The organism is Cryobacterium sp. TMT4-31 (assembly GCF_004403385.1).
Classification (GTDB): Bacteria; Actinomycetota; Actinomycetes; order Actinomycetales; family Microbacteriaceae; genus Cryobacterium; species Cryobacterium zongtaii.
Genome location: NZ_SOGI01000033.1, coordinates 14,348 through 35,813 on the forward strand (window position 1 = coordinate 14,348; position 21,466 = coordinate 35,813).

23 protein-coding genes are annotated in these 21,466 nt (G+C 66.6%); 5 read left to right on the forward strand and 18 right to left on the reverse strand.

Features of this window, described 5'->3' with window-relative positions; genetic code table 11:
* Window positions 1-84 precede the first annotated feature (84 nt).
* Both E3T19_RS07960 and E3T19_RS07965 read left to right on the forward strand, forming a co-directional pair.
* Window positions 85-594 (forward strand): methylated-DNA--[protein]-cysteine S-methyltransferase, encoded by a 510-nt coding sequence (locus E3T19_RS07960; RefSeq protein WP_088455457.1) that lies wholly within the window; start codon window positions 85-87, stop codon window positions 592-594.
* Window positions 591-1,196 (forward strand): DNA-3-methyladenine glycosylase I, encoded by a 606-nt coding sequence (locus E3T19_RS07965; RefSeq protein WP_103478790.1) that lies wholly within the window; start codon window positions 591-593, stop codon window positions 1,194-1,196. Before E3T19_RS07960 ends, E3T19_RS07965 begins: the two co-directional genes overlap by 4 nt.
* On the opposite strand, the gene E3T19_RS07970 is transcribed toward E3T19_RS07965, so the two are convergent.
* The 15 genes from E3T19_RS07970 to prmC all read right to left on the reverse strand — a co-directional run bounded on the left by E3T19_RS07970 (window position 1,193) and on the right by prmC (window position 13,956).
* Entirely contained in the window at window positions 1,193-2,194 is a 1,002-nt protein-coding gene (locus E3T19_RS07970; RefSeq protein WP_134408543.1) for a malate dehydrogenase, read from the reverse strand. The genes E3T19_RS07965 and E3T19_RS07970 overlap by 4 nt on opposite strands.
* 9 nt (window positions 2,195-2,203) lie before the next feature.
* On the reverse strand, window positions 2,204-2,974 hold the full coding sequence (locus E3T19_RS07975; protein WP_088455454.1) for a YaaA family protein: 771 nt from the start codon (window positions 2,972-2,974) through the stop codon (window positions 2,204-2,206).
* A gap of 23 nt (window positions 2,975-2,997) precedes the next feature.
* A complete protein-coding gene (locus E3T19_RS07980; protein ID WP_088455453.1) occupies window positions 2,998-3,264 on the reverse strand; it encodes a F0F1 ATP synthase subunit epsilon in 267 nt (88 codons plus the stop codon).
* Between the two features lie 2 nt (window positions 3,265-3,266).
* Window positions 3,267-4,730 (reverse strand): F0F1 ATP synthase subunit beta, encoded by a 1,464-nt coding sequence (gene atpD, locus E3T19_RS07985; RefSeq protein ID WP_088455452.1) that lies wholly within the window; start codon window positions 4,728-4,730, stop codon window positions 3,267-3,269.
* Between the two features lie 18 nt (window positions 4,731-4,748).
* A complete protein-coding gene (locus E3T19_RS07990) occupies window positions 4,749-5,648 on the reverse strand; it encodes a F0F1 ATP synthase subunit gamma (protein WP_088455451.1) in 900 nt (299 codons plus the stop codon).
* A gap of 88 nt (window positions 5,649-5,736) precedes the next feature.
* Window positions 5,737-7,374, reverse strand: a complete 1,638-nt coding sequence (gene atpA / locus E3T19_RS07995; protein ID WP_103459663.1) for a F0F1 ATP synthase subunit alpha — start codon at window positions 7,372-7,374, stop codon at window positions 5,737-5,739.
* An 87-nt stretch (window positions 7,375-7,461) separates the two neighbouring features.
* The gene (locus E3T19_RS08000; protein WP_088455450.1) at window positions 7,462-8,259 is read right to left on the reverse strand and encodes a F0F1 ATP synthase subunit delta; all 798 of its coding nucleotides are present in this window, start codon (window positions 8,257-8,259) and stop codon (window positions 7,462-7,464) included.
* A gap of 5 nt (window positions 8,260-8,264) precedes the next feature.
* Window positions 8,265-8,822, reverse strand: a complete 558-nt coding sequence (locus E3T19_RS08005) for a F0F1 ATP synthase subunit B (RefSeq protein WP_088455449.1) — start codon at window positions 8,820-8,822, stop codon at window positions 8,265-8,267.
* Window positions 8,823-8,833: 11 nt separating this feature from the next.
* Window positions 8,834-9,064, reverse strand: coding sequence for an ATP synthase F0 subunit C (atpE, locus tag E3T19_RS08010; RefSeq protein ID WP_088455448.1), 231 nt, complete (start codon window positions 9,062-9,064; stop codon window positions 8,834-8,836).
* 57 nt (window positions 9,065-9,121) lie between these two features.
* The gene (gene atpB, locus E3T19_RS08015) at window positions 9,122-9,907 is read right to left on the reverse strand and encodes a F0F1 ATP synthase subunit A (protein WP_088455447.1); all 786 of its coding nucleotides are present in this window, start codon (window positions 9,905-9,907) and stop codon (window positions 9,122-9,124) included.
* Window positions 9,908-10,085: 178 nt separating this feature from the next.
* Window positions 10,086-10,586: a hypothetical protein gene (locus tag E3T19_RS08020; RefSeq protein WP_088455446.1), complete on the reverse strand. Its 501-nt coding sequence runs from the start codon at window positions 10,584-10,586 to the stop codon at window positions 10,086-10,088.
* Window positions 10,583-11,809 carry an MraY family glycosyltransferase gene (locus tag E3T19_RS08025; protein ID WP_088455445.1) on the reverse strand — a complete coding sequence of 409 codons (1,227 nt, stop codon included), beginning with the start codon at window positions 11,807-11,809 and terminating at the stop codon, window positions 10,583-10,585. Before E3T19_RS08025 ends, E3T19_RS08020 begins: the two co-directional genes overlap by 4 nt.
* Window positions 11,809-12,507 (reverse strand): L-threonylcarbamoyladenylate synthase, encoded by a 699-nt coding sequence (locus tag E3T19_RS08030; RefSeq protein WP_103431192.1) that lies wholly within the window; start codon window positions 12,505-12,507, stop codon window positions 11,809-11,811. Before E3T19_RS08030 ends, E3T19_RS08025 begins: the two co-directional genes overlap by 1 nt.
* Before the next feature lie 118 nt (window positions 12,508-12,625).
* Window positions 12,626-13,117, reverse strand: a complete 492-nt coding sequence (locus E3T19_RS18950) for an N-acetyltransferase (protein WP_166788831.1) — start codon at window positions 13,115-13,117, stop codon at window positions 12,626-12,628.
* Window positions 13,114-13,956, reverse strand: a complete 843-nt coding sequence (gene prmC / locus E3T19_RS08040) for a peptide chain release factor N(5)-glutamine methyltransferase (RefSeq protein WP_088455443.1) — start codon at window positions 13,954-13,956, stop codon at window positions 13,114-13,116. The genes E3T19_RS18950 and prmC overlap by 4 nt, the downstream gene beginning before the upstream one ends.
* A gap of 217 nt (window positions 13,957-14,173) precedes the next feature.
* On the opposite strand from prmC, the gene cysK reads away from it, so the two are divergent.
* The 3 genes from cysK (at window position 14,174) to E3T19_RS08055 (ending at window position 16,873) form a co-directional block, all read left to right on the forward strand.
* Window positions 14,174-15,112 carry a cysteine synthase A gene (gene cysK, locus E3T19_RS08045; protein ID WP_088455442.1) on the forward strand — a complete coding sequence of 313 codons (939 nt, stop codon included), beginning with the start codon at window positions 14,174-14,176 and terminating at the stop codon, window positions 15,110-15,112.
* 41 nt (window positions 15,113-15,153) lie between these two features.
* The gene (gene epsC, locus E3T19_RS08050) at window positions 15,154-15,732 is read left to right on the forward strand and encodes a serine O-acetyltransferase EpsC (protein WP_088455441.1); all 579 of its coding nucleotides are present in this window, start codon (window positions 15,154-15,156) and stop codon (window positions 15,730-15,732) included.
* Between the two features lie 127 nt (window positions 15,733-15,859).
* On the forward strand, window positions 15,860-16,873 hold the full coding sequence (locus tag E3T19_RS08055) for an isopenicillin N synthase family oxygenase (protein WP_134408545.1): 1,014 nt from the start codon (window positions 15,860-15,862) through the stop codon (window positions 16,871-16,873).
* 7 nt (window positions 16,874-16,880) lie between these two features.
* Here the strand turns inward: E3T19_RS08055 and E3T19_RS08060 are convergent, their stop codons facing one another.
* From E3T19_RS08060 to rho, 3 genes are all read right to left on the reverse strand, one after another.
* On the reverse strand, window positions 16,881-17,363 hold the full coding sequence (locus tag E3T19_RS08060; RefSeq protein WP_134408546.1) for a GNAT family N-acetyltransferase: 483 nt from the start codon (window positions 17,361-17,363) through the stop codon (window positions 16,881-16,883).
* A 107-nt stretch (window positions 17,364-17,470) separates the two neighbouring features.
* A complete protein-coding gene (gene prfA, locus E3T19_RS08065) occupies window positions 17,471-18,550 on the reverse strand; it encodes a peptide chain release factor 1 (protein WP_088455438.1) in 1,080 nt (359 codons plus the stop codon).
* A complete protein-coding gene (gene rho / locus E3T19_RS19175; RefSeq protein WP_174776707.1) occupies window positions 18,550-21,228 on the reverse strand; it encodes a transcription termination factor Rho in 2,679 nt (892 codons plus the stop codon). Before rho ends, prfA begins: the two co-directional genes overlap by 1 nt.
* Between the last annotated feature and the right edge of the window lie 238 nt (window positions 21,229-21,466).

A 21,466-nucleotide genomic window follows, 5' to 3' on the forward strand; every position in this document is an offset into this window, starting at 1 on the left:
TCCTCCACAGGCCCCTGACCGGCCGGATATTCCCCTGTCCGAAAACCGCCGGAACCGTTCGGGACCGCCGACTACAGTCACACTATGACCAGCGCAGCCCCCACTCCCCCGAACCTGATCCGCGTGCAGAGTCCCCTCGGCGACCTCGAGCTCACGGGCGATGACACCGAGGTCTGGTCCCTGGCCATCGTCAGGGACGGCCACCTCCCCCTGGAAGGCCTGCCGGAGGCTCCCAACGCGCTGCTTGGACGCGCCGCCGCTGAACTCGGCGAGTACTTCGCCGGCGCGAGGGTCACCTTCGATGTGCCGGTGCGGTTGAACCGCGGCACCGAGTTCCAGCAGAGCGTCTGGCGGGGTCTGGCCGCCATCCCCTTCGGCGATCATCTTTCCTACGGTGAGCTGGGCCGTTCGATCGGCAGGAGCGGCGCCGGCCGGGCGATCGGCGGCGCCGTCGGCGCGAACCCGGCGCCGATCCTGGTGGGCTGCCATCGGGTGCTCGCCTCTAACGGGCGCATCACCGGTTTCAGCGCCGGCGAGGGCATCCCCACCAAACAGTGGCTGTTGCGGCACGAGGGCATCGAGTACGTCGGATGACAACCGAGGAAACCGTGATTCCGCGGCCATCCGTCGTCGTCGGTGACGACGGAGTCGCCCGGTGCGGCTGGGCCGCGAACGACGCCGAGTACCGGCGCTACCACGACGAGGAGTGGGGCCGGCCGCTGCGCGATGAGCAGCGCCTGTTCGAGAAGCTGTGCCTGGAGGGATTCCAGGCGGGGCTGTCCTGGATCACGATCCTCCGGCGCCGGCCGGCGTTCCGGGCCGCGTTCGCCGGTTTCAACGTCGATGCCGTCGCCGCGTTCACCGAGGCGGATGTGGAGCGGCTGCTCACCGATGAGCGCATCATCCGGCACCGGGGCAAGATCACCGCCACCATCGACAACGCCCGAACCACCCTGGCCCTGGGCGAGAGCCTGACCGAGCTGATCTGGAGCTTCGCACCAGCACCGCGGAGCACGCCGCTCACTGATCTGGCCGAGGTGCCGGCGATCACGCCGGAGTCCACCGCGCTCAGCACGACACTCAGAGCCCGCGGCTACAGGTTCGTGGGCCCGACCACCATGTACGCGCTGATGCAGTCGAGCGGGCTCGTGAACGACCACGTGCTCGGCTGCCACCTGGCGCCGGCGCCGGCCTAGGCGGATTCTCGCGGGCCGAGCAGCCCCAGGGCACCGACGGCGGCGCGCTCCGCCTGCAGTTCGGCCACCGAGGTGTTGATCCGGGCGCGGGAGAAGTCGTCAACAGCCAGCCCCGGCTCGATCGCCCAACGGCCGCCCAGGGAGCGCACGGGGTAGGACGACACCAGGCCGGCCGGCACGCCGTATGACCCGTCGGAGAACACTCCGGCGCTGGTCCAGTCGTGACCGGTGCCGTTCACCCAGTCGTAGACATGGTCGACCGTGGCGCTGGCGGCAGACCCCATCGAGGACGCTCCGCGCACGGCGATGATCTCGGCGCCGCGGTTGGCCACCCGCGGGATGAACTCGTTCACCAGCCAGGCCTCGTCGACGAGCTCCCGCACCGGGCGTCCGTCGATGGTGGCGTGGGACACGTCGGGGTACTGCAGGGCCGAGTGGTTGCCCCAGATAGCCACGCCACTCACCGAGGTGACCGGCACCGACAGGTGCGCCGCGAGCTGGGCGACCGCGCGGTTGTGATCGAGCCTGGTCAGGGCGGTGAAACGGTCGGCGGGTACATCCGGCGCGTGGCTGGCCGTGACCAGGGCATTGGTGTTGGCCGGGTTGCCCACCACCACCACCCTGATGTCGTCGGCGGCGCCGGCGTTGATGGCGGCGCCCTGCGGGCCGAAGATGCGGGCATTGCCCTCGAGCAGGTCCGCACGCTGCTGGCCGGGTCCGCGGGGCCGCGAGCCCACGAGGATGGCCACGTTGGCGCCGTCGAAGGCCTGCACCGGGTCATCCGTCACGAGCACCTCGCGCAGCAGCGGGAAGGCGCTGTCCTGCAGTTCGAACGCGCTGCCCTCCGCGGCCCGGAGACCGCTGGGGATCTCGAGCAGGCGGAGCGCGACGGGAACGTCAGGTCCGAGCAATTGGCCCGAGGCGATGCGGAACATCAGCGCATAGCCGATGTTGCCTCCGGCGCCGGTGACGGTGACGTTTACTCGTTGTCTCTGCACGAATTCATACTAGAGGTGACCGGCGACGACGAGTTCGAGTTCGCCGACAGCGCCGGGCCGCAGGGCGAATCCGGCCGTCGGCGCCCAGGCGAGGAGCGCGTCGACGGTGTCGAAGGCCTGGCCGTGCTGCAGCAGCGCCCTGGTGAAGTCGCCCTTGGCCTTCTTGTTGAAGTGGTTGAGGGCGCGGGTGCGACCGTCGGCGCTCTCGGTCACCACCCGCAGGTAGAACCGCCGCGGATGCCCCGCCGCAGGTCCCAGCGACACGTACCCTTCCGAGCGCAGGTCGAGCAGCAGCCCGCCCGAACCATCGGACGCGGTGGCCTCGAGCGCCGCGGACACGTCGGCAGCCCAGTGCTTCTTGAGGGGCAGGCCCGGCAGCCGGGAGTCGTGCGAGAGCCTGTAGGCGGGTACGAGGTCGAGCCCCCCGACGGGTCCGAGCAGCGCGGAGTGCACCAGCAGGTGCCTGCCTGCGAAGTCGCGGGCCGCCGGCGACAGGGTGTCGGCGGCCAACGCGTCATAGAGCACCCCGGTGTACCTGTCGATAACCGGGGTCGTCGGGGAGGACAGCAGGGCGGCGTTGCGGTCGATCTCGGCGAGTTGGGTGCGGCCGAGCTTGAGGGCGCGCACGGTGGCGTCCTGATCGGCGGCCAGCGCGGCCAGGGCGGTAGTGAGCACGTGGCGGCGACCGGTCAGCGCCGGGAAGGCCAGGGAGTCAATCGCCAGGGGCATGCAAACGCCGCCGGAGCGTTTCGTCTCCGACGGCGGTAGCAATACAAACACGAGGATCCTAAATCAGGCGGCGCCTAAACGAGTGCGGCCCGGCGGGCGACAATGGAGATGATGTCGTTGTCCACGGACAGGAACCCGTCGTCAGCCTCGGCGACGACCTTGGTTCCGTCCAGCAGCGTGATGCGAACCTCGCCGCTGGACAGGATGGCCAGCAACGGCTCGTGGCCGACAAGAATACCGATCTCGCCTTCCACCGTGCGCGCGACAACCATGGACGCCTCGCCGGACCAGACCTGCTGGTCCGCCGAGACGAGAGTCACGGTGAGCGAAGCCGAAGCCATGCTTAGCCGTTCTCCTTCTGGATCTGAGCCCACTTCTCTTCGACGTCGTTGATGCCACCGACGTTGAAGAATGCCTGCTCCGACACGTGGTCGAAGTCACCGTTGGCGATGGCCGTGAACGACTCGATGGTGTCCTTGAGCGACACCGTCGAACCCTCGACGCCCGTGAACTTCTTCGCCATGTAGGTGTTCTGCGACAGGAACTGCTGGATGCGCCGGGCGCGGGCCACGGTGACCTTGTCCTCTTCAGAGAGCTCGTCAACACCGAGGATCGCGATGATCTCCTGGAGTTCCTTGTTCTTCTGCAGGATCGCCTTGACGCGAACGGCCGTGTTGTAGTGGTCGGCGCCCAAGTAGCGGGGGTCGAGGATACGGCTGGACGAGGTGAGCGGGTCGACGGCCGGGTACAGGCCCTTCGACGCGATCTCACGCGACAGCTCTGTGGTGGCGTCGAGGTGCGCGAACGTGGTCGCCGGAGCCGGGTCGGTGTAGTCGTCGGCAGGCACGTAAATGGCCTGAAGCGAGGTGATCGAGTGGCCACGGGTCGACGTGATGCGCTCCTGCAGGATGCCCATCTCGTCGGCCAGGTTCGGCTGGTAGCCCACGGCGGACGGCATGCGGCCCAGCAGGGTCGACACCTCGGATCCGGCCTGGGTGAAGCGGAAGATGTTGTCGATGAAGAGCAACACGTCCTGCTTGGCGACGTCACGGAAGTACTCGGCCATGGTCAGCGCGGAGAGCGCGACACGCAGACGCGTTCCCGGCGGCTCGTCCATCTGGCCGAACACGAGGGCGGTCTTGTCGAAGACGCCCGCCTCTTCCATTTCGCCGATGAGGTCGTTGCCCTCACGGGTACGCTCGCCGACACCGGCGAACACCGACACACCACCGTGGTCCTGCGCAACGCGCTGAATCATTTCCTGGATCAGGACGGTCTTGCCGACACCGGCACCACCGAAGAGGCCGATCTTTCCACCGAGCACGTACGGCGTGAGCAGGTCGATGACCTTGATGCCGGTCTCGAACAGCTGGGTCTTGGACTCCAGCTGGTCGAAGGGCGGCGGCTTGCGGTGGATGGGCCAGCGCTCGGTGATCTCGATCTTCTCACCGGGCTTGGCGTTGAGGACCTCGCCGATGACGTTGAAGACGCGGCCCTTGGTGACGTTGCCGACCGGAACCATGATGGGCGAGCCGGTGTCCCGGACCTCCTGGCCGCGGACGAGGCCGTCGGTCGGGTTCAGGGCGATGGCGCGAACCAGGTCGTCACCGAGGTGCAGGGCGACCTCGAGGGTGATCTCGGTCGACTCGTCGCCGATGACGATGGTCGTCTTGAGCGCGTTGTACATGCCAGGGATCGAGTCGTGCGGGAACTCGATGTCCACGACGGGGCCCGTGACGCGTGCGATGCGGCCCACAGCGCCGGCTGTGCCCTCTTCGAGGACTGGCGCGATTGCGGTGTCAGTCATTGCTCTCTCTTCTCTGGATTAGTTCTTGGCGGATGAGAGCGCGTCGGCTCCACCCACGATCTCGGAAATCTGCTGCGTGATCTCGGTCTGGCGCGCATTGTTCGACAGCCGGGTGAAGTCCTTGATGAGCTTGTCGGCATTGTCGCTGGCCGACTTCATCGCCTTCTGGCGGCTGGCGTGCTCCGAGGCCGCGGACTGCAACATGGCGTTGAAGATGCGGCTTTCGATGTAGACCGGCAACAGGGCGTCGAGCACGGTCTCGGGGTCCGGTTCGAATTCGTAGAGCGGCAGCGTGGCGGGCACGTCGCCGGCTTCACCCTCGACGACCTCCAGGGGCAGAAGGCGCACAACCTGGGGAACCTGGGTGACCATGCTCACGAAGCGGTTGTAGACGATGTGGATCTCGTCGACGCCACCGTCATCGGCTTCGCGCAGGAAGGCCGACAGAAGTGCGTCGCCGATTTCCTGGGCGGTGTCGAACTCGGGACGGTCGGTTCCGCCGGTCCACGACTGCTCGGACACACGACGGCGGAAGCTGAAGTACGCCAGGGCCTTGCGGCCGACGAGGTAATAGACGACGTCCTTGCCCTGGTTGCGCAGCAGCTCGCTGAGCTGTTCAGCCTCACGCAGTACCTGCGAGCTGAACGCGCCCGCGAGTCCACGGTCCGAGGCGAAGATGACGACCGCGGCACGGTTGATGACCTCGGGTTCGGTAGTCAGCACGTGCTCGACGTTCGAGTAGGTGGCGACGGCCGACACCGCCTGCGTGATCGCACGCGAATACGGGGTGGAAGCCGCGACTCGCGCCTGCGCCTTCTGGATGCGCGAAGCGGAGATCAACTCCATGGCCCGAGTGATCTTCTTGGTCGTCTGGGCAGACTTGATCTTCTGCCGGTAGACCCGAAGTTGCGCTCCCATGTGTCTCCTGTGCTTGCTTAGATATCGTGTCGATGAGTGTCAAGTACCCGGTCCGAGCCGCCTGCGGCGGCTCGAACCGGATGCGCGGTCAGCGCTTGTGCTTGACGATCTTTTCCTGGTTGACGTCTTCTGCCTTGGTTGCGACGAACTCTTCACGGCCGACGGAAGCCAGGGGCTTGCCCTCACCGGTCTGGAATTCGCGCTTGAAGGTGTCAACCGCGGTGGTCAGTTCGGCGACGGTGTCGTCGCTGAGCACGTTGGTGTCGCGGAGCGTCGTGAGGATGCTGGTGGTGCGACCGAGGAAGTCGAGCAGTTCGCGTTCGAAACGCAGGATGTCCTCGAGGGGAACCTCGTCCAGCTTGCCGTTCGTGCCGGCCCAGATCGAAACGACCTGGTCTTCCACGGGGTACGGCGAGTACTGCGGCTGCTTGAGCAGCTCGGTGAGACGGGCGCCACGAGCAAGCTGGCGACGGCTGGCCGGGTCGAGGTCAGATGCGAACATCGAGAACGCTTCGAGAGAACGGTACTGGGCCAGTTCGAGCTTGAGGGTACCGGAGACCTTCTTGATCGACTTGACCTGGGCGTCGCCACCAACACGCGAAACCGAGATTCCCACGTCGACCGCGGGGCGCTGGTTGGCGTTGAAGAGGTCGGACTGCAGGAAGATCTGGCCGTCGGTGATCGAGATCACGTTGGTCGGGATGTAGGCGGCAACGTCGTTGGCCTTGGTCTCGATGATCGGCAGGCCGGTCATCGATCCGGCACCGAGCTCGTCGGAGAGCTTGGCACAACGCTCGAGCAGACGGGAGTGCAGGTAGAACACGTCGCCGGGGTACGCTTCGCGTCCCGGCGGGCGACGCAGCAGCAGCGACACCGCACGGTAGGCCTCGGCCTGCTTGGACAGGTCGTCGAAGATGATGAGAACGTGCTTGCCGGCGTACATCCAGTGCTGGCCGATGGCCGAGCCGGTGTACGGCGCGAGGTACTTGAAGCCGGCCGGGTCGGACGCGGGAGCCGCGACGATGGTCGTGTACTCCATCGCTCCGGCATCCTCGAGCGCACCCTTCACCGAAGCGATGGTGGAGCCCTTCTGGCCGATGGCGACGTAGATGCAGCGAACCTGCTTGTTGGAGTCGCCGGACTCCCAGTTGGCCTTCTGGTTGATGATGGTGTCCACCGCGATGGCGGTCTTGCCGGTCTGGCGGTCACCGATGATCAGCTGGCGCTGGCCACGGCCGATCGGGATCATCGCGTCGATGGCCTTGATGCCGGTCTGCATCGGCTCGTGCACGCTCTTGCGGTGCATGACGCCGGGAGCCTGCAGCTCGAGGGCGCGGCGACCGTCCGTGGCGATCTCACCGAGACCGTCGATCGGGGCGCCGAGCGGGTCGACGACACGGCCGAGGTAACCGTCGCCGACGGGAACGGAGAGGACCTCGCCGGTGCGGTACACCTCCATGCCTTCGACGATGCCGGCGAACTCGCCGAGGACGACAACACCGATCTCGTCTTCGTCGAGGTTCAGCGCAAGGCCGAGGGTGCCGTCCGCGAACTTGATGAGCTCGTTGGCCATCACGCCGGGGAGACCCTGCACGTGGGCGATGCCATCGCCCGCGGTGGTGACGTAGCCGACCTCGGTCGTTGCGGCCTTGTTCGGCTCATAGGACTTGACGAAGTCCTGGAGAGCGTCACGGATCTCATCGGGGCTGATCGTTAGTTCTGCCATCATCTTCCCTTTTCTGTACAGCAGTACAGGCTTTGTCTTTTCGACACGTTACCGTCTCGAGATATGTGTGTTCTGGCAACCCGAAGGTTAGCCAGCAAGCTGCAGTCTCAAGTCCTTGAGACGGGTGGAGACGCTGCCGTCAATGACGTCATCGCCGATCTGTACCTTGAGGCCACCGATGACGGATGCGTCGATGACCTGGTTGAGGGCGACGTTGCGTCCGTACCGGGCCGAGAGCGTCGCGGCGAGGCGGTCCAACTGCCCCTGCTGCAGCGCTGCCGCCACGGTGACCGTCGCAAGGATGCTGTCGGCCTGATCGGCGACGATGGTGGCCGCATCCGTGAGAAGCTCGCCGATACGGCGGCCGCGAGGCTGCTGCACCAGGTGGCGAACGATGACGAGGGTCTGGGGCGACACCTTGTCGGCGAGGAGCGCCTGGATGAGTCCGACCTTGGCTGAGGACTTACCCAGCTTGCTGGTCAGGGCCAACTCGAGTTCGGCATCCGAGGACACCGCCGCACCGAACTGGAACAGTTCGGATCGGATCGACACGTTCGGCTCGGCCGAATCCGCCGTCACCCGCAACGCCAGCTCTTCGAGCGCGGCCAGCAGATCCTGGTGGCTCGACCAGCGGCCGACAGCCACGCTCAGCAGCAATTCGAGAGCGGCGGGCGTGACGGTGGCACCGAAGACCGCACGAACGAGCGCGATCTTGTGTGACTCCTCCGCAGACGAATCGCCGAGAGCGGCGAGAAGCTGAGACGACTCACCGATGACCCGGCCGGCGTCGAACAGGTTCTCACCCGTCGCCAGATCAGCCCACTCGGCGTGGGCGGCGAGTGCCGCCCGCGACGTGGCCAAGGCTTCTCTGGTGGCGCTTCCCATGTGTCTTAGTTCTTTCCGGCCGAAGGGGCCGTGTTCTCGGTGGCTTCGATGTCAGCGAGGAACCGCTCGACCATGGCGCTTGCACGCGCATCGTCGTTCAGGCTCTCCCCGATCACGCCGGAGGCGAGGTCGATGGCGAGGGATCCGACTTCACTGCGCAGCGACTGGACAGCGGACTGACGCTCGGCCTCAATCTGTGCCTTCGCAGTTGCCGTGATGCGGTTGGCCTCTGACGTGGCCTGTTCCCGCAGCTCGGCGAGAATGCGCTGACCGTCGGCGCGTGCCTGCTCGCGGATCTGGCCGGCTTCGACGCGGGCAACGGCCAGCTGGGCGGTGTACTGCTCGAGAGCAGCTTCGGCCTTGCGCTGGGCGTCGTCTGCCTTGGCGATGTTCCCTTCGATGGCCTCCGCACGGTCGTCAAGGATCTGACGGAAACGCGGGATCGCGAAGCGTACAAAGAAGACCATGACAACCAGGAGGACGACAAGCGACCAGGTGATGTCGTAGATGGCAGGAAGAAACGGGTTGGTTTCCGCTTCCGCTGCGAGAACAAGCTCAGGCATTGTGGTAATCCCTAGACGAAGATGAAGAATACGGCAACACCGATGAACGCGAGGAGCTCGGTGAACGCGATGCCGAGGAACATGGTGACCTGGAGACGGCCGGCGAGCTCGGGCTGGCGAGCCATGGCTTCAACGGTCTTTCCGGCGACGATACCGATGCCGATACCGGGGCCGATCGCGGCAAGGCCGTAACCGACGGTCGCGATGTTGCCGGTGATCTCGGCGAGGATGGTGGGTTCCACTAGGTGTTTCCTTTCAATCGAAAAACGACGTCGGTCGACGTAGCCAGTTCAGTTGTGTCAGTGCTCTTCAGCCACGGCTTGTTGCACGTACACGGCGGTCAGAAGGGTGAAGATGTACGCCTGGAGGATGTAGACGGCGAATTCAACAAAGGTGAAGATGAACCCGAACGCGAGTGTTCCAACGCCGAAGAGTCCGACCCATCCACCGGCAGTGAAGAAGAAGAAGTTCGTGGCACTGAAGCACAGCACGAGCAGCAGGTGCCCGACCATCATATTGAGTAGGAGTCGCAGGGCCAGCGAGAGCGGCCGGACGATGAAGATGTTGATGAACTCGATCGGCGCGAGCAGGATGTAGATCGGCCACGGCACACCGGCGGGGAAGAGCGAGTTCTTGAAGAACTTGCCCGGGCCCAACGCCTTGATGCCGGCGTAGATGAACACGACGTAGGCGACGAGGCCGAGCAGCAGCGGCATCGCGATGATCGATGTTCCCGAGATGTTCATGAACGGCACCACACCGGTGATGTTCATCGCCAGGATGCCGAAGAACAGCCCGGCCAGGAGGGGCAGGTAACGCCGGCCCATGTCCTTGCCCAGGATCTGGTCTGCGATCTGCACCTGGACGAAGCCGAGGGCGAGCTCCGCGATGCTCTGGTTGCGACCTGGGACCCGGGTGGGCTTGCGCAGTGCGAACCAGAACAGGAACAGCATGAGCGCGATGGCCAGCAGTCGAACCAGGATGATGCGGTTGATCTCGAAGGGCGTGTCTGCGAAGAACAGCGCGGGGAGGCCCAGGAATTCGCCAATCCCCGGAGCGTGGAATTCGCCCTCCTCGGATGCCATGGGAATCAGCAAGTACGCAGCGTTAGACAACAGCGCTATCTCCTGTTTCTGTGCGGACGCACATAGGCGACAGTGGGGGAATTCGGTCTACGGCTCGGGGGCGCACACTGCCACCTGAGAGTGTTTTCACTTTACCAACAATCGCTCTTGGGGACTAATCGACGTGACCGGTGCGCGGTCAGCGCGCGGTCTCATCCGGTGCGCTCGGAAGCATGACATTGCTCGCGTAGCCCAGGCGTGATTTGAAGACCACGATCACGTCGATGAGCATGGTGCCGACGGCCCCGGCGATCACCGTGAGGAAGAGCACCATCGTCTGCACGAAGGGGGCATCGCGCAGCAGGGCCAGGATGACGATGAAGACGACGATCTTCAGCAGCCAGGCACCCATGACGATTCCGAAGAACGCCGCGATGTCGAACCTCATCGCCCCGATGATGCTGGCGGCGGTGATGGACGCGAACAGAACAGCCAGCGCGGTGCCGATGAGGGCGCTGATGAGGCCCTCCGTTCCGGCGAACAGGTAGCCGAGGCCGCCGCCGATCACGGCGATCGCGATGGCCAGTAGTCCGGTGTACTTGAGGACCTCGGTGAGGATCTTCTTGGCATCCACCGGCGTCGTCCTGGTCGGTGTGGCTGGCGCGCCTGCGGAGTCGGGGGAATCGGGTGCGGGGGTCATACGGGCTCCTTGGCGTCAGACGCTTCGTCGAGGGGATCAAGCCGGGCAATGGTGGGGACGCCGATGGCGCCGGTCGCCGGGGCGAGCTGGCTGGCGGCCTCGATGGCCTTGCGGCGGCTCAGCGGGGCGAGGGTGACAACCGTGCAGATAACCAGGGCGCTCACCAGGAAGACGGTGGCCCACCAGGTGGGCAGACCGAAGAACACCGGGAGCAGGTAGTAGAGCAGGCAGCCCACCGATGCGGCTGCGGTCCAGGCGTAGAAGATCAGCACGGCGTGCAAGTGCGAGTGCCCCATGTCCAGGAGCCGGTGGTGCAGGTGCTTGCGGTCGGCACTGAACGGCGACTTTCCGGCGCGAACCCGCCTGAACACCGCCAGGCCGAAGTCGAGCAGCGGGATGATGAGGATCGCCACCGGCAGGATCAGCGGGATGAAGGCCGGGAACAGCTGGGACCGGTTGACGGCCGTTGGGTCGACCTGGCCGGTGATCGCGATGGCCGAGGTGGCCATCAGCAGCCCGACGAGGAGGGCGCCGGCGTCGCCCATGAACATCTTGGCGGGGCGCCAGTTCACCGGCAGGAACCCCACGCAGGCGCCGACCAGGATCGCGGCGATCAGGGAAGCGAGGTTGAAGTAGTTGGTGGGCGAGGTGTCGCGCACCAGCAGGTAGCTGTAGATGAAGAACACACCGTTGGCGATGAGCGCGACCCCGGCGACCAGCCCGTCGAGCCCGTCGATGAAGTTGATCATGTTCATCACGATGACGATGGCCATGACCGTGATCACGATCGACATCCAGGACGATCCGACGGTGAGTCCGCCGATCGGCAGGGAGAAGACCTGCACGCCCTGCCAGGCCACCAGGCCGGCGGCGATGAACTGGCCAAGCAGCTTGGTCATCCAGTCGAGATCCCAGATGTCGTCCGCGACACCGAGCAGCACGATGAGCAGGGCCGCGCCGAGGATGGCCATGATCTGGTGCGGGTCGGCGAAGATCAACCGAAGCGGCGCGAACTGGGAAGCCACCAGGTAGGACACCCCGAAGGCGACCAGGATGCCCAGGAACATGGCGATGCCGCCCAGCCGCGGGGTGGGCCGGGTGTGCACATCACGTTCACGGATCTTGGGGTACAGCCGGTACTTGTGGGTGAGCTTGAGCACCACGATCGACATGACGAAAGTCACGACCGCCGACACCACAGCCAACAGGAAGAAAAGGGTCATTACACGTCCACTGGGGCGAGAGCGTCGCCGATGACGGCCTCGATCGCGGCCCGGGAGATCACACCGTTCCGCACGATGACCAACTTGCCGCCGTTGGTGGCGAAGCCGGTGGCATCCACGATTGTGGAGGAGGTGTCGCCGGCGCGGTCGCCGATCGGCTCGTAGTCCAGTCCCGCGACTCCCCCGTCGAGGTAGACGGCGACACTGATGCCGAGCATCTCTTCTGCGCCGATGACGTCGATGGCCGAGGGCAGGCCGCTGGTGTTGGCGCTCGAGACGGCGAGTGGGCCAGTCTCGGCCAGCAGGTCCAGGGCCACCTGGTTGCGGGGCATCCGCAGGGCGACGGTGCCTTGGGTCTCGCCCAGGTCCCAGACCAGGGAGGACTGCGCGGTGAGCACCACGGTGAGACCGCCGGGCCAGAACTCGGCGACCAGGGCGCGCACGGGCTCTGGCACGTCCTGGGCGAGGGCGTCGAGGGTGGGGATGCCCGGGATGAGCACCGGCGGGGGCGACTGGCGGCCCCGGCCCTTGGCGTCGAGCAGTTTTTGCACGGCCTCGGGGTTGAATGCGTCCGCGGCGAGGCCGTAGACGGTGTCGGTGGGGATGACGACGAGCGCACCGCGGCCGATCGCCGAGCGTGCCAGTCTCATGCCCGTCGAGCGTTCCTCATCGACCGAGCAGTCATAGATACGTGTCATCGGGCACGATTCTAGTGCAGCCAGCCTGTGAGGGCCCGTCGACGGAGCCGGGGCGGGCTCTAGGCGCCGCGAACTGTGAGTCAAGGCCCGGTTTCGGCGGGTTTTGGGTGCTTTGCTCTCAGGTCGCGGGGTCGGTGAGGTGTTTTTCCATCACGATCTTCGTGGGCGCGTACGCCAGGGATGCGTAGAGGGCCCGGGCCGTGGCATTGCGCGCGAAGACGTTCAGGGTGAGCTTGGCCGCACCGTGCCTGGCGGCTTCGGTCTCGGCCAGCTGCATCGCCAGGCGGCCGTGTCCACGGCCCCGAAACTGCTCGAAGACCACGACGTCCAGGATCCACCAGTTGGTGGGGTCATCCGCCGGCCCTGCAGAAAGCCAGATCACGCCAACCTGCTCGCCCGCCACCGTGATGGCGTAGACGTGCTGACCGGCGGCGGGCACTCCACCCGGGAATTCGCGCCGGGAGGATTCGTTGGCCTTGTTCTCGGCCGCAGCCCGGCTGAGCCCGCCTGCCTCCAGGTCGTTGACGTAGTCGGCGGTGCTCGAGAGTAGCCAGCCCGCGAGTTGCTCCTTACCGAGGAGCGCGAGTTCGCCCGTCGTGTGCACGCTCACGGGCGCAGGGCCGTGGTGCTGCGGTCTCGGGTGGTGAGGTCGCGGTGGGTAGCGGTGGCCCGCCAGCCGTCGGCGTCGAGGAGGGCACGGATCTCGGCGCCCTGCAGTTCGCCGTGCTCGATCACGAGCACTCCCCCGGCGCGCAGCAGGCGCAGGCCCGTCTGGGACACCAGGCGCACGATGTCGAGGCCGTCCGGCCCGCCGAAGAGGGCGTGGGCCGGGTCGAACAGCCGCACCTCGGGGTCGCGGGGGATGGCGTCGGCCGGGATGTAGGGCGGGTTGGACACCACCACGGAGACGGTGCCGTTCAACTCGGTGAAGGCGCCCGCGAGGTCGGCGAAGACCAGGGTGGCGTTCTCGGCGGCCACCTCGGTGAAGTTGCGGCTGGTCCACGGAAACGCGTCGGCCGAGTTCTCGCAGGCATAGACGCGGGCGTGCGGCACCTCGGTGGCCAGGGCCAGGGCGATGGCGCCGCTGCCGGTGCCCAGGTCCACCCCGATCGGCTCGGGGTCGGCCATCGAACGCAGGGCGTCGATGGCCAGCTGGGCGACCCCCTCTGTTTCGGGGCGCGGCACGAAGACCCCTGGTCCCACGTTGAGTTCGAGACCGCGGAACGGCGCCCGACCGGTGATGTGCTGCAGGGGTTCGCGCTTCTCACGCCGCTGAACGAGGGCGACGATGGCTGCCGCATCGGTGTCGCTGAGGACGGTGCCCATAATGGCGCCGGCCTGAACCTGCCCGCGGCTCTGACCGAGGACGTGACCGATCAATAGGTCGGCGTCAATCTCGGCGCCTTCGATTCCCGCTCCGGTCAGGGCCGAGGTGGCGAAGGCCCGCATCCGCTCGATCGTCGTTGGAATATCGGACAGGGAGCCGGAGTTACTAGGGGAAGGCGTCACAAACTGGAATCTTACGCAACTCCGGGGCACCCACTGGGTATCGTCGGGGCTCTAGGCTGAACGAGGCGCGCCAGAGCACGGCTTTCGTTACGGCACCACCCACCTGCGGAGCATCCGCACCAGTCGGCTCCAGGAGAGCCCCAGGAAAGGTCTACCGATGTCCGCACGGATTTACTCAGACATTACCGAAACTGTCGGCGGCACCCCGCTGGTGAAGCTCAACCGCCTGCCCGGCACCTCCACCGCGACGGTGCTCGCGAAGCTCGAGTTCTACAACCCGTCCAGCAGCGTCAAGGACCGCATCGGCATCGCCATCGTCGACGCCGCCGAAGCCTCCGGTGAGCTCAAGCCCGGCGGCACCATCGTGGAGGGCACCAGCGGCAACACCGGCATCGCCCTGGCCATGGTCGGCGCCGCCCGCGGCTATTCGGTCATCCTGGCGATGCCGGAGACCATGAGCAAGGAGCGCAAGATCCTGCTGCGCGCCTACGGCGCCGAGCTTGTGCTCACGCCCGGCTCAGAGGGCATGCGCGGCGCGGTGGAGAAGGCCAAGGAAATCGTCGCGGCCACCCCCGGCGCCATTTGGGCCCGTCAGTTCGACAACCCGGCGAACCCGGCCATCCACAAGGCCACCACCGGGGTGGAGATCTGGGACGACACCGACGGCGCCGTGGACCTGCTCGTGGCGGGAATCGGAACCGGCGGCACCATTACCGGCGCCGGCCAGCTGCTCAAGGAGCGGAAGCCGTCCGTCCGCGTGATCGGTGTAGAGCCCAAGGACTCCCCTATCCTCACCGGCGGCGCCCCCGGCCCGCACAAGATCCAGGGCATCGGCGCCAACTTCGTGCCGAGCGTCCTCGACACCCACGTCTACGACGAGGTCACCGATGTGACCCTCGCCGACTCCGTCGCCACGGCCCGCGCCCTGGCCACCGAAGAGGGCATCCTCGCCGGAATCTCGGGAGGCGCCGCAGTGTGGGCCGCTCTGGAGCAGGCCAAGCTGCCCGAGAACGCCGGCAAGACCATCGTCGTGATCGTGCCCGGTTTCGGCGAGCGGTACATCAGCACAGTCCTGTACGAAGACCTCGTCGACTAGGCACCATCCGCTGCTCGATCGACTACAGACAGGTGCCCGGCATGGGAGTGTTCGCACGCGTTCGCGAGGATATCGCGATGGCGCAGAGGCACGACCCTGCCGCGCACAGCAAGGCGGAGGTCGTGCTCGCGTACAGCGGCGTGCACGCCGTGTGGGCCTACCGGATCACACATCGGCTGTGGCTGGCAGGCCTGCGCCTGCCGGCCCGGCTGTTGTCGCAGTTCACCAGGTTCCTCACCGGCGTGGAGATCCACCCCGGGGCGACCATCGGCCGGCGACTGTTCATCGACCACGGCATGGGCGTCGTGATCGGTGAGACCGCCGTGGTCGGGGACGACGTGATGCTGTACCACGGGGTCACCCTGGGCGGGAAGAGCCGGCACGGGGTTGTTGTCGGTGCCCGGCGGCACCCCCATCTGCACGACGGGGTCACCGTGGGCGCAGGCGCCAAGATCCTCGGCCCCATCACGCTGGGCGAATGGAGCACCGTGGGTGCCAACGCCGTCGTCACCAAGGACGCCCCGGCCCGGTCGATCCTGCTCGGAATCCCCGCGCGCGCGCAGCACGGCTCCGCCGAGGAAATCAAGGCAGCGCGGGGCCTGCTCAAATCCGGCAACTGAACCCGGCTCGCCGAGGTTTTCTGCGAACACGGGCGTCACCGCGGACGTTCACCCGCAGATTCTTCGACCTCGGCAATCCGGTGTAACACCGGCCTGAATTCGTTTGGTTGTTGGCAGAATAGTTGTCATGACAACCTCAGCCGCCGCACCGACGCTCCCGATCCTTGACTTGTCCCGCCTCGACGCCGGAGCGGAGGAAGCCGAGGCCTTCCGCGCCCAGTTGCGCGAAGTCACCCACGAGTACGGGTTTTTCTACCTCACCGGGCATGGTGTGCCGGCCGATCTCATCGAACGGGTGATGACCACCTCACGGGCTTTCTTCAACCTGCCCGAGGACGACAAGATGGCCATTGAGAACCTGCAGAGCCCCCACTTCCGCGGCTACACCCGGGTGGGCGGCGAACTCACCCAGGGCAAGGTGGACTGGCGCGAGCAGATCGACATCGGACCGGAGCGCCCCGCCCTGGAGCTCACCCCGGACAGCGCCGACTATCTCCGCCTGGAGGGCCCCAACCAGTGGCCGGTGAACCTGCCCGCGCTGGAAGAGGTCATGACCTCCTGGCGTGAGGAGCTCAACGCCGTGGCGCTGCGCCTGATGCAGGCCTGGGCCCTCTCCCTCGGAGCCGACGAGCACGTCTTCGACGAGGCGTTCGCGGTGAAGCCGTCCACGCTGATCAAGATCGTGCGTTACCCCGGCAAGTCAGACCCCACCCCGCGGCAGGGCGTAGGCGCCCACAAGGACTCCGGCGTGCTGACGCTGCTGTTCGTCGAGCCGGGCAAGGGCGGGCTGCAGGTGGAGAAAGACGGCGAGTGGATCGACGCTCCCCCGCTCGACGGCGCCTTCGTGGTGAACATCGGCGAACTGCTCGAGGTCGCAACCGACGGTTACCTCAAGGCGACGGTGCACAGGGTGATCTCGCCGCTGATCGGCGACGACCGCATCTCGATCCCGTTCTTCTACAGCCCGGCGCTGGATGCCACCATCCCGGTGCTCACCCTGCCGGAGGAACTGCACGCCCCCGGCATCACCGTGGACCCGGAGAACCCGATCTTCACCACCTACGGCGAGAACTCGCTGAAAAGCCGGATGCGCGCCCACCCGGACGTGGCGGCCATCCACCACTCCGACCTGCTCAAGTAGGCAGCGGTCAGCGCAGGTCCTTCGCGAACCAGTGCTCGGCGTAGGGTTCGGTGTTGAACGGAGCGACCTCCGCGTAGCCGGCTCTGGCATACAGGCGCCGGGCCTCGATGAGGTCTGTGCGCACCGTGAGCCGAAGTTGGGTGAGGCCGGCATCCACCGCCAGCTCGCTCAGATGATCGAGGAGCGCGGCCCCGGTGCCGGTCCCCCGCGCCTGTGCGGCCACGTAGACGCGAGTCAGCTCGCCGATGCCGGCGCCGACGAACCGCACACCGCCGCACGCGACCGGGACGCGGTCCAGCATCCCGAGCACGAGCAGACCGGTGCCGCCCTGCAGGTCGTGGCTCGGCTCATCCGCCATCGCGGACTCGACCTCAGCGGGCAGCGCGAGCCGCCCCCAATATCGGCCGACGATGTCCTCATAGTAGGCCCACAACATGGCGGCGGCAGCGGCTGAACCCGGGTCGGCAGTGACAAAGGTCGGCCCAGGCATGATTGAGATCCTAGCGCTCCCCGACCGCACCGCTTTCTTAGGGCGGCGGGCCACCAAAAAAGGGCGCCCCGGCCGAAGCAGGGGCGCCCTTTCTGGTGCAGCAGGTGTTAGTCGTGATCGCCGATCTCGGCGAGGCGCGTGGCCTCGTCGGCGGTGATGCACGAGTCGATAACGGCATCCAGGGCGCCGTTCATCACGGTGTCCAGGTTGTATGCCTTGTACCCGGTGCGGTGATCCGCGATGCGGTTCTCCGGGAAGTTGTACGTTCGGATGCGCTCTGACCGGTCCATGGTGCGGATCTGGCCCTTGCGCACCAGCGAGGCGGCCTCGTCGATCTCTTCCTGCTGCCGGGCGAGGACGCGGGCGCGGAGGACCCGCATACCCGCTTCCTTGTTCTGCAGCTGGCTCTTCTCGTTCTGCATGGCCACCACGATCCCGGTGGGAAGGTGGGTGATCCGTACGGCGGAGTCGGTGGTGTTCACCGACTGGCCGCCGGGGCCGCTGGAACGATAGACGTCGATCTTGAGGTCGTTGGGGTGCAGCTCGACCTCTTCGGGCTCATCGACCTCGGGGAAGACGAGAACGCCCGCCGCCGAGGTGTGGATGCGTCCCTGCGACTCGGTGGCCGGCACCCTCTGAACGCGGTGCACGCCACCCTCGTACTTGAGGTGCGCCCAGACACCCTCGGCGGGGTCAGCCGAATTGCCCTTGATGGCCAACTGGATGTCCTTGATTCCGCCGAGGTCGCTGGTGGTCTGCTCGATGATCTCGGTTTTCCAACGCTTGGACTCCGCGTAGTGCAGGTACATGCGTAGGAGATCGGCGGCGAACAGCGCGGATTCCGCACCGCCCTCCCCCATCTTGATCTCCATGATCACGTCGCGGGCGTCCAGCGGGTCACGCGGGATCAGCAGGCGACGCAGCTTCTCGGCTGCCTCCTCCAGCTGGTCGGTGAGACCGGGGATCTCGTCGGCGAACGATTCATCCTCGTCGGCGAGTTCCCGAGCGGCCTCGAGATTGTCGCCAATCTCTTTCCACTCGTTCCACGCCGCGATGATGCGGCTGAGCTCGGCGTAACGACGGTTGACCTTTTTGGAACGGGCCGGATTCGCGTGCAATTCCGGGTCCGCCAGCTGGGACTGCAGTTCGTCGTGCTCAGCCTGCAGAGTCAGGACAGACTCGAACATCAGTGATCCTTGTCTGACCCGTTCGGGGTCGGCATCGACTTCTGAACCTGCATCAGGAACTCGACGTTGGACGAGGTCTCCTTCAGCCGGCCCAGGATGACCTCGAGAGCCTGCTGCTGTTCGAGTCCGGCCAGCGCACGGCGCAGCTTCCAGGTGATCTTGACCTCATCGGCACTCATCAGCATTTCTTCGCGGCGGGTGCCGGATGCGTTGACGTCGACGGCCGGGAAGATCCGCTTGTCGGCCAGGTGGCGCGACAGGCGCAGCTCCATGTTGCCGGTGCCCTTGAACTCCTCGAAGATGACCTCGTCCATCTTGGACCCGGTCTCCACCAGTGCGGAGGCGAGGATGGTGAGCGAGCCACCGTTCTCGATGTTGCGGGCAGCGCCGAAGAAACGCTTGGGCGGGTACAGCGCGGATGCGTCGACACCGCCGGAGAGGATCCGGCCGCTCGGCGGGGCCGTCAGGTTGTAGGCACGGCCCAGACGGGTGATCGAGTCGAGCAGCACGACAACGTCGTGACCCAGCTCGACGAGACGCTTGGCGCGCTCGATGGCCAGTTCGGCGACCGTGGTGTGGTCCTCGGCGGGACGGTCGAAGGTGGAGGCGATGACCTCACCCTTCACCGTGCGCTGCATGTCGGTGACCTCTTCGGGGCGCTCGTCGACCAGGACGACCATGAGGTGGACCTCGGGGTTGTTCGTGGCGATGGCGTTGGCGATCTGCTGCATGACGATGGTCTTGCCGGCCTTGGGCGGCGCGACGATCAGGCCGCGCTGGCCCTTACCGATCGGGGCGACGAGGTCGATGATTCGCTGGGTCAGCTTGCCCGGCTCGGTCTCGAGGCGCAGTCGCTCCTGCGGGTAGAGCGGGGTTAGCTTCTGGAACTCGACGCGGCTGGCGGCTTCCTCGACGGTCAAGCCGTTGATGGAGTCGACCTTGACGATCGCGTTGTACTTCTGGCGACCGTTCTGGTCACCCTCGTGCGGCTGACGGATCGAGCCGACGACGGCGTCACCCTTGCGCAGGTTGTACTTCTTGACCTGGCCGAGCGAGACGTAGACGTCGCTGGCACCCGGCAGGTAGCCGGAGGTGCGCACGAAGGCGTAGTTGTCGAGCACGTCGAGGATGCCGGCGACCGGGATGAGCACGTCATCGTCGGTCAGCTCGGGCTCGAAGTCGTCGTTGGCGGTGGCGCCGCGACGCTTGCGGTCACGGAAACGGCTGCGGTTGTTGCGACCGTTCAGCTCGTCCTCCGGGCCGGAGTTGCGGTCCAGGCCCTGGTTGCGGTCCTGGCCCTGGCGTTCCTGCTGGGCGCGATCGCTCTGCTGGCGGTCGCCCTGGCGGTCCTGCTGCTGGCGATCCTGCTGCTGGCGGTCCTGGCCGCGGTTGCCGGCCTGGCGCTGGTTCTGCTGGCGGTCGTCGCCACGCTCGGCACCACGGTCATCCGACGTCTGCGGGGCACGGTCACCCTGGGCACGGTCAGCCTGGCCACGGTCGCCCTGGTTGCGGTCGCCCTGCTGGTTGCGGTCGCCGCCGCGGCTGCGGTTGCGGCTGCGTCCCTGGCGGGGCTGCTCGGCCTGCTCGTCGGACTGCTCGGTGGAGCTGCTGTCGGACTGCTCGGCCGGTTCGACCTGCTCAGCCGGTTCAACCTGCTCGGTCGGTTCGGCCTGCTCAGGCTGCTCGGCGCGTGCACCGCGCTGGTTGCGCTGGCGTCCGCCACGCTCGGAGCGTTCGGCACGCACGACGCCCTCCGGACGCTGGATGCGCGACTCGGTGCTCTCGGCGGAGTCGGCCGAGTCGGTCGCGGCCGGTGCGGCTTCGAGTTCTTCAGGAGCCTCGTAGCCGTCTTCGGCGTTCTGGGCGTCGATCATGCTGCGCGCATCGAAGGCGTTGCGGGCGGTGGCGGCGCTGTTGTTGTTGTTGCGGTTGTTGCCGCCGTTGCGTCCGCCGTTGCGCGATTCGTTGCGGTTTTCGTTCCGCGATTCGTTGCGGTTCTCGTTGCGACCGTTGCCGCGACGGTTGCGGCCGGAACCGGCCTGCGTCTCGGTGGCGGGCTCTGCGGCCGGGGCGGCGACGGCTGCGGTGGTCTCGGCGACCGGAGCAGCGGCCTCGACGGCGTTCGCGGTTGCGACGGCCTCGGCGATGGCGGCCTCGGTGATGGTGGCGGTGCTGGCGCGCTTGCGGGCCTGGCGGACCGGCTTCTCCACGACGGGTGCGTCGGCGACGATGTTGTCGGTGGCACCGGCGTAGGTGGTGGGGGCCGTGGTCTTGCGGGTCTTCGCGGTCTCCGGGACGATCAGGCCGAGGCCCAGATCTCCGTCGGCGTTGACGTGGGCGACGGCGGGAGCCGACGTGGCGGTGCTCACCCGGCGGGAGACCCGCTTCTTGGGCGCGGTCTCGGCTGGGGCGTCGGTGACGACAGCGGCGGCCTCTACCGGGGCAGCCTGCGCGGGTACGTCAGTGACGGCGGTGTCGATGACGGCGGCGTCGGTAGCTGCAGCCGACTCGGTCGTGTGGGACTGGTTCGCGGTGATTGCGTCCACGAGCTCTCCTTTACGAAGTTTGGATGCGCCCTGGATACCCAGTTCGCCCGCCAGAGCCTGAAGCTCGGCGACGCGAAGGGTGGTCAGGCGTGAGATGTCCACGCCGTTGGCGTGGAGGTTGACGTTGGTCACGAAGTTTTATCCTTCCCCCTGGCTCTTACGAATTGGCCAGAGAAGATGTTGCAGCGCCGGTGGGCTGCGGGTGATCCAGTCCCACACAGTGGCGGACTGGAGTGAACACACACAGCCACGCACAAAAACGCGATAGCAGTGAGTTACAGGGAATACACCAGAGAACAGATCCGCGGTGGCGGTTTCTATCGGGTGCGCAACCACTCTAGCAGGTTCGGTCGGCAGCGCGCGTGCGTCG

Bases quoted from the DNA above. Each gene is read 5' to 3' on its own strand.
- E3T19_RS07960 (WP_088455457.1), top strand. From the start codon at position 85: ATGACCAGCGCAGCCCCCACTCCCCCGAACCTGATCCGCGTGCAGAGT.
- E3T19_RS07965 (WP_103478790.1), top strand. From the start codon at position 591: ATGACAACCGAGGAAACCGTGATTCCGCGGCCATCCGTCGTCGTCGGT.
- E3T19_RS07980 (WP_088455453.1), bottom strand. From the start codon at position 3,264: ATGGCTTCGGCTTCGCTCACCGTGACTCTCGTCTCGGCGGACCAGCAG.
- atpD (WP_088455452.1), bottom strand. From the start codon at position 4,730: ATGACTGACACCGCAATCGCGCCAGTCCTCGAAGAGGGCACAGCCGGC.
- E3T19_RS07990 (WP_088455451.1), bottom strand. From the start codon at position 5,648: ATGGGAGCGCAACTTCGGGTCTACCGGCAGAAGATCAAGTCTGCCCAG.
- atpA (WP_103459663.1), bottom strand. From the start codon at position 7,374: ATGGCAGAACTAACGATCAGCCCCGATGAGATCCGTGACGCTCTCCAG.
- E3T19_RS08000 (WP_088455450.1), bottom strand. From the start codon at position 8,259: ATGGGAAGCGCCACCAGAGAAGCCTTGGCCACGTCGCGGGCGGCACTC.
- E3T19_RS08005 (WP_088455449.1), bottom strand. From the start codon at position 8,822: ATGCCTGAGCTTGTTCTCGCAGCGGAAGCGGAAACCAACCCGTTTCTT.
- atpB (WP_088455447.1), bottom strand. From the start codon at position 9,907: ATGGCATCCGAGGAGGGCGAATTCCACGCTCCGGGGATTGGCGAATTC.
- E3T19_RS08020 (WP_088455446.1), bottom strand. From the start codon at position 10,586: ATGACCCCCGCACCCGATTCCCCCGACTCCGCAGGCGCGCCAGCCACA.
- E3T19_RS08025 (WP_088455445.1), bottom strand. From the start codon at position 11,809: ATGACCCTTTTCTTCCTGTTGGCTGTGGTGTCGGCGGTCGTGACTTTC.
- E3T19_RS08030 (WP_103431192.1), bottom strand. From the start codon at position 12,507: ATGACACGTATCTATGACTGCTCGGTCGATGAGGAACGCTCGACGGGC.
- prmC (WP_088455443.1), bottom strand. From the start codon at position 13,956: ATGCGGGCCTTCGCCACCTCGGCCCTGACCGGAGCGGGAATCGAAGGC.
- cysK (WP_088455442.1), top strand. From the start codon at position 14,174: ATGTCCGCACGGATTTACTCAGACATTACCGAAACTGTCGGCGGCACC.
- epsC (WP_088455441.1), top strand. From the start codon at position 15,154: ATGGGAGTGTTCGCACGCGTTCGCGAGGATATCGCGATGGCGCAGAGG.
- E3T19_RS08055 (WP_134408545.1), top strand. From the start codon at position 15,860: ATGACAACCTCAGCCGCCGCACCGACGCTCCCGATCCTTGACTTGTCC.
- E3T19_RS08060 (WP_134408546.1), bottom strand. From the start codon at position 17,363: ATGCCTGGGCCGACCTTTGTCACTGCCGACCCGGGTTCAGCCGCTGCC.
- prfA (WP_088455438.1), bottom strand. From the start codon at position 18,550: ATGTTCGAGTCTGTCCTGACTCTGCAGGCTGAGCACGACGAACTGCAG.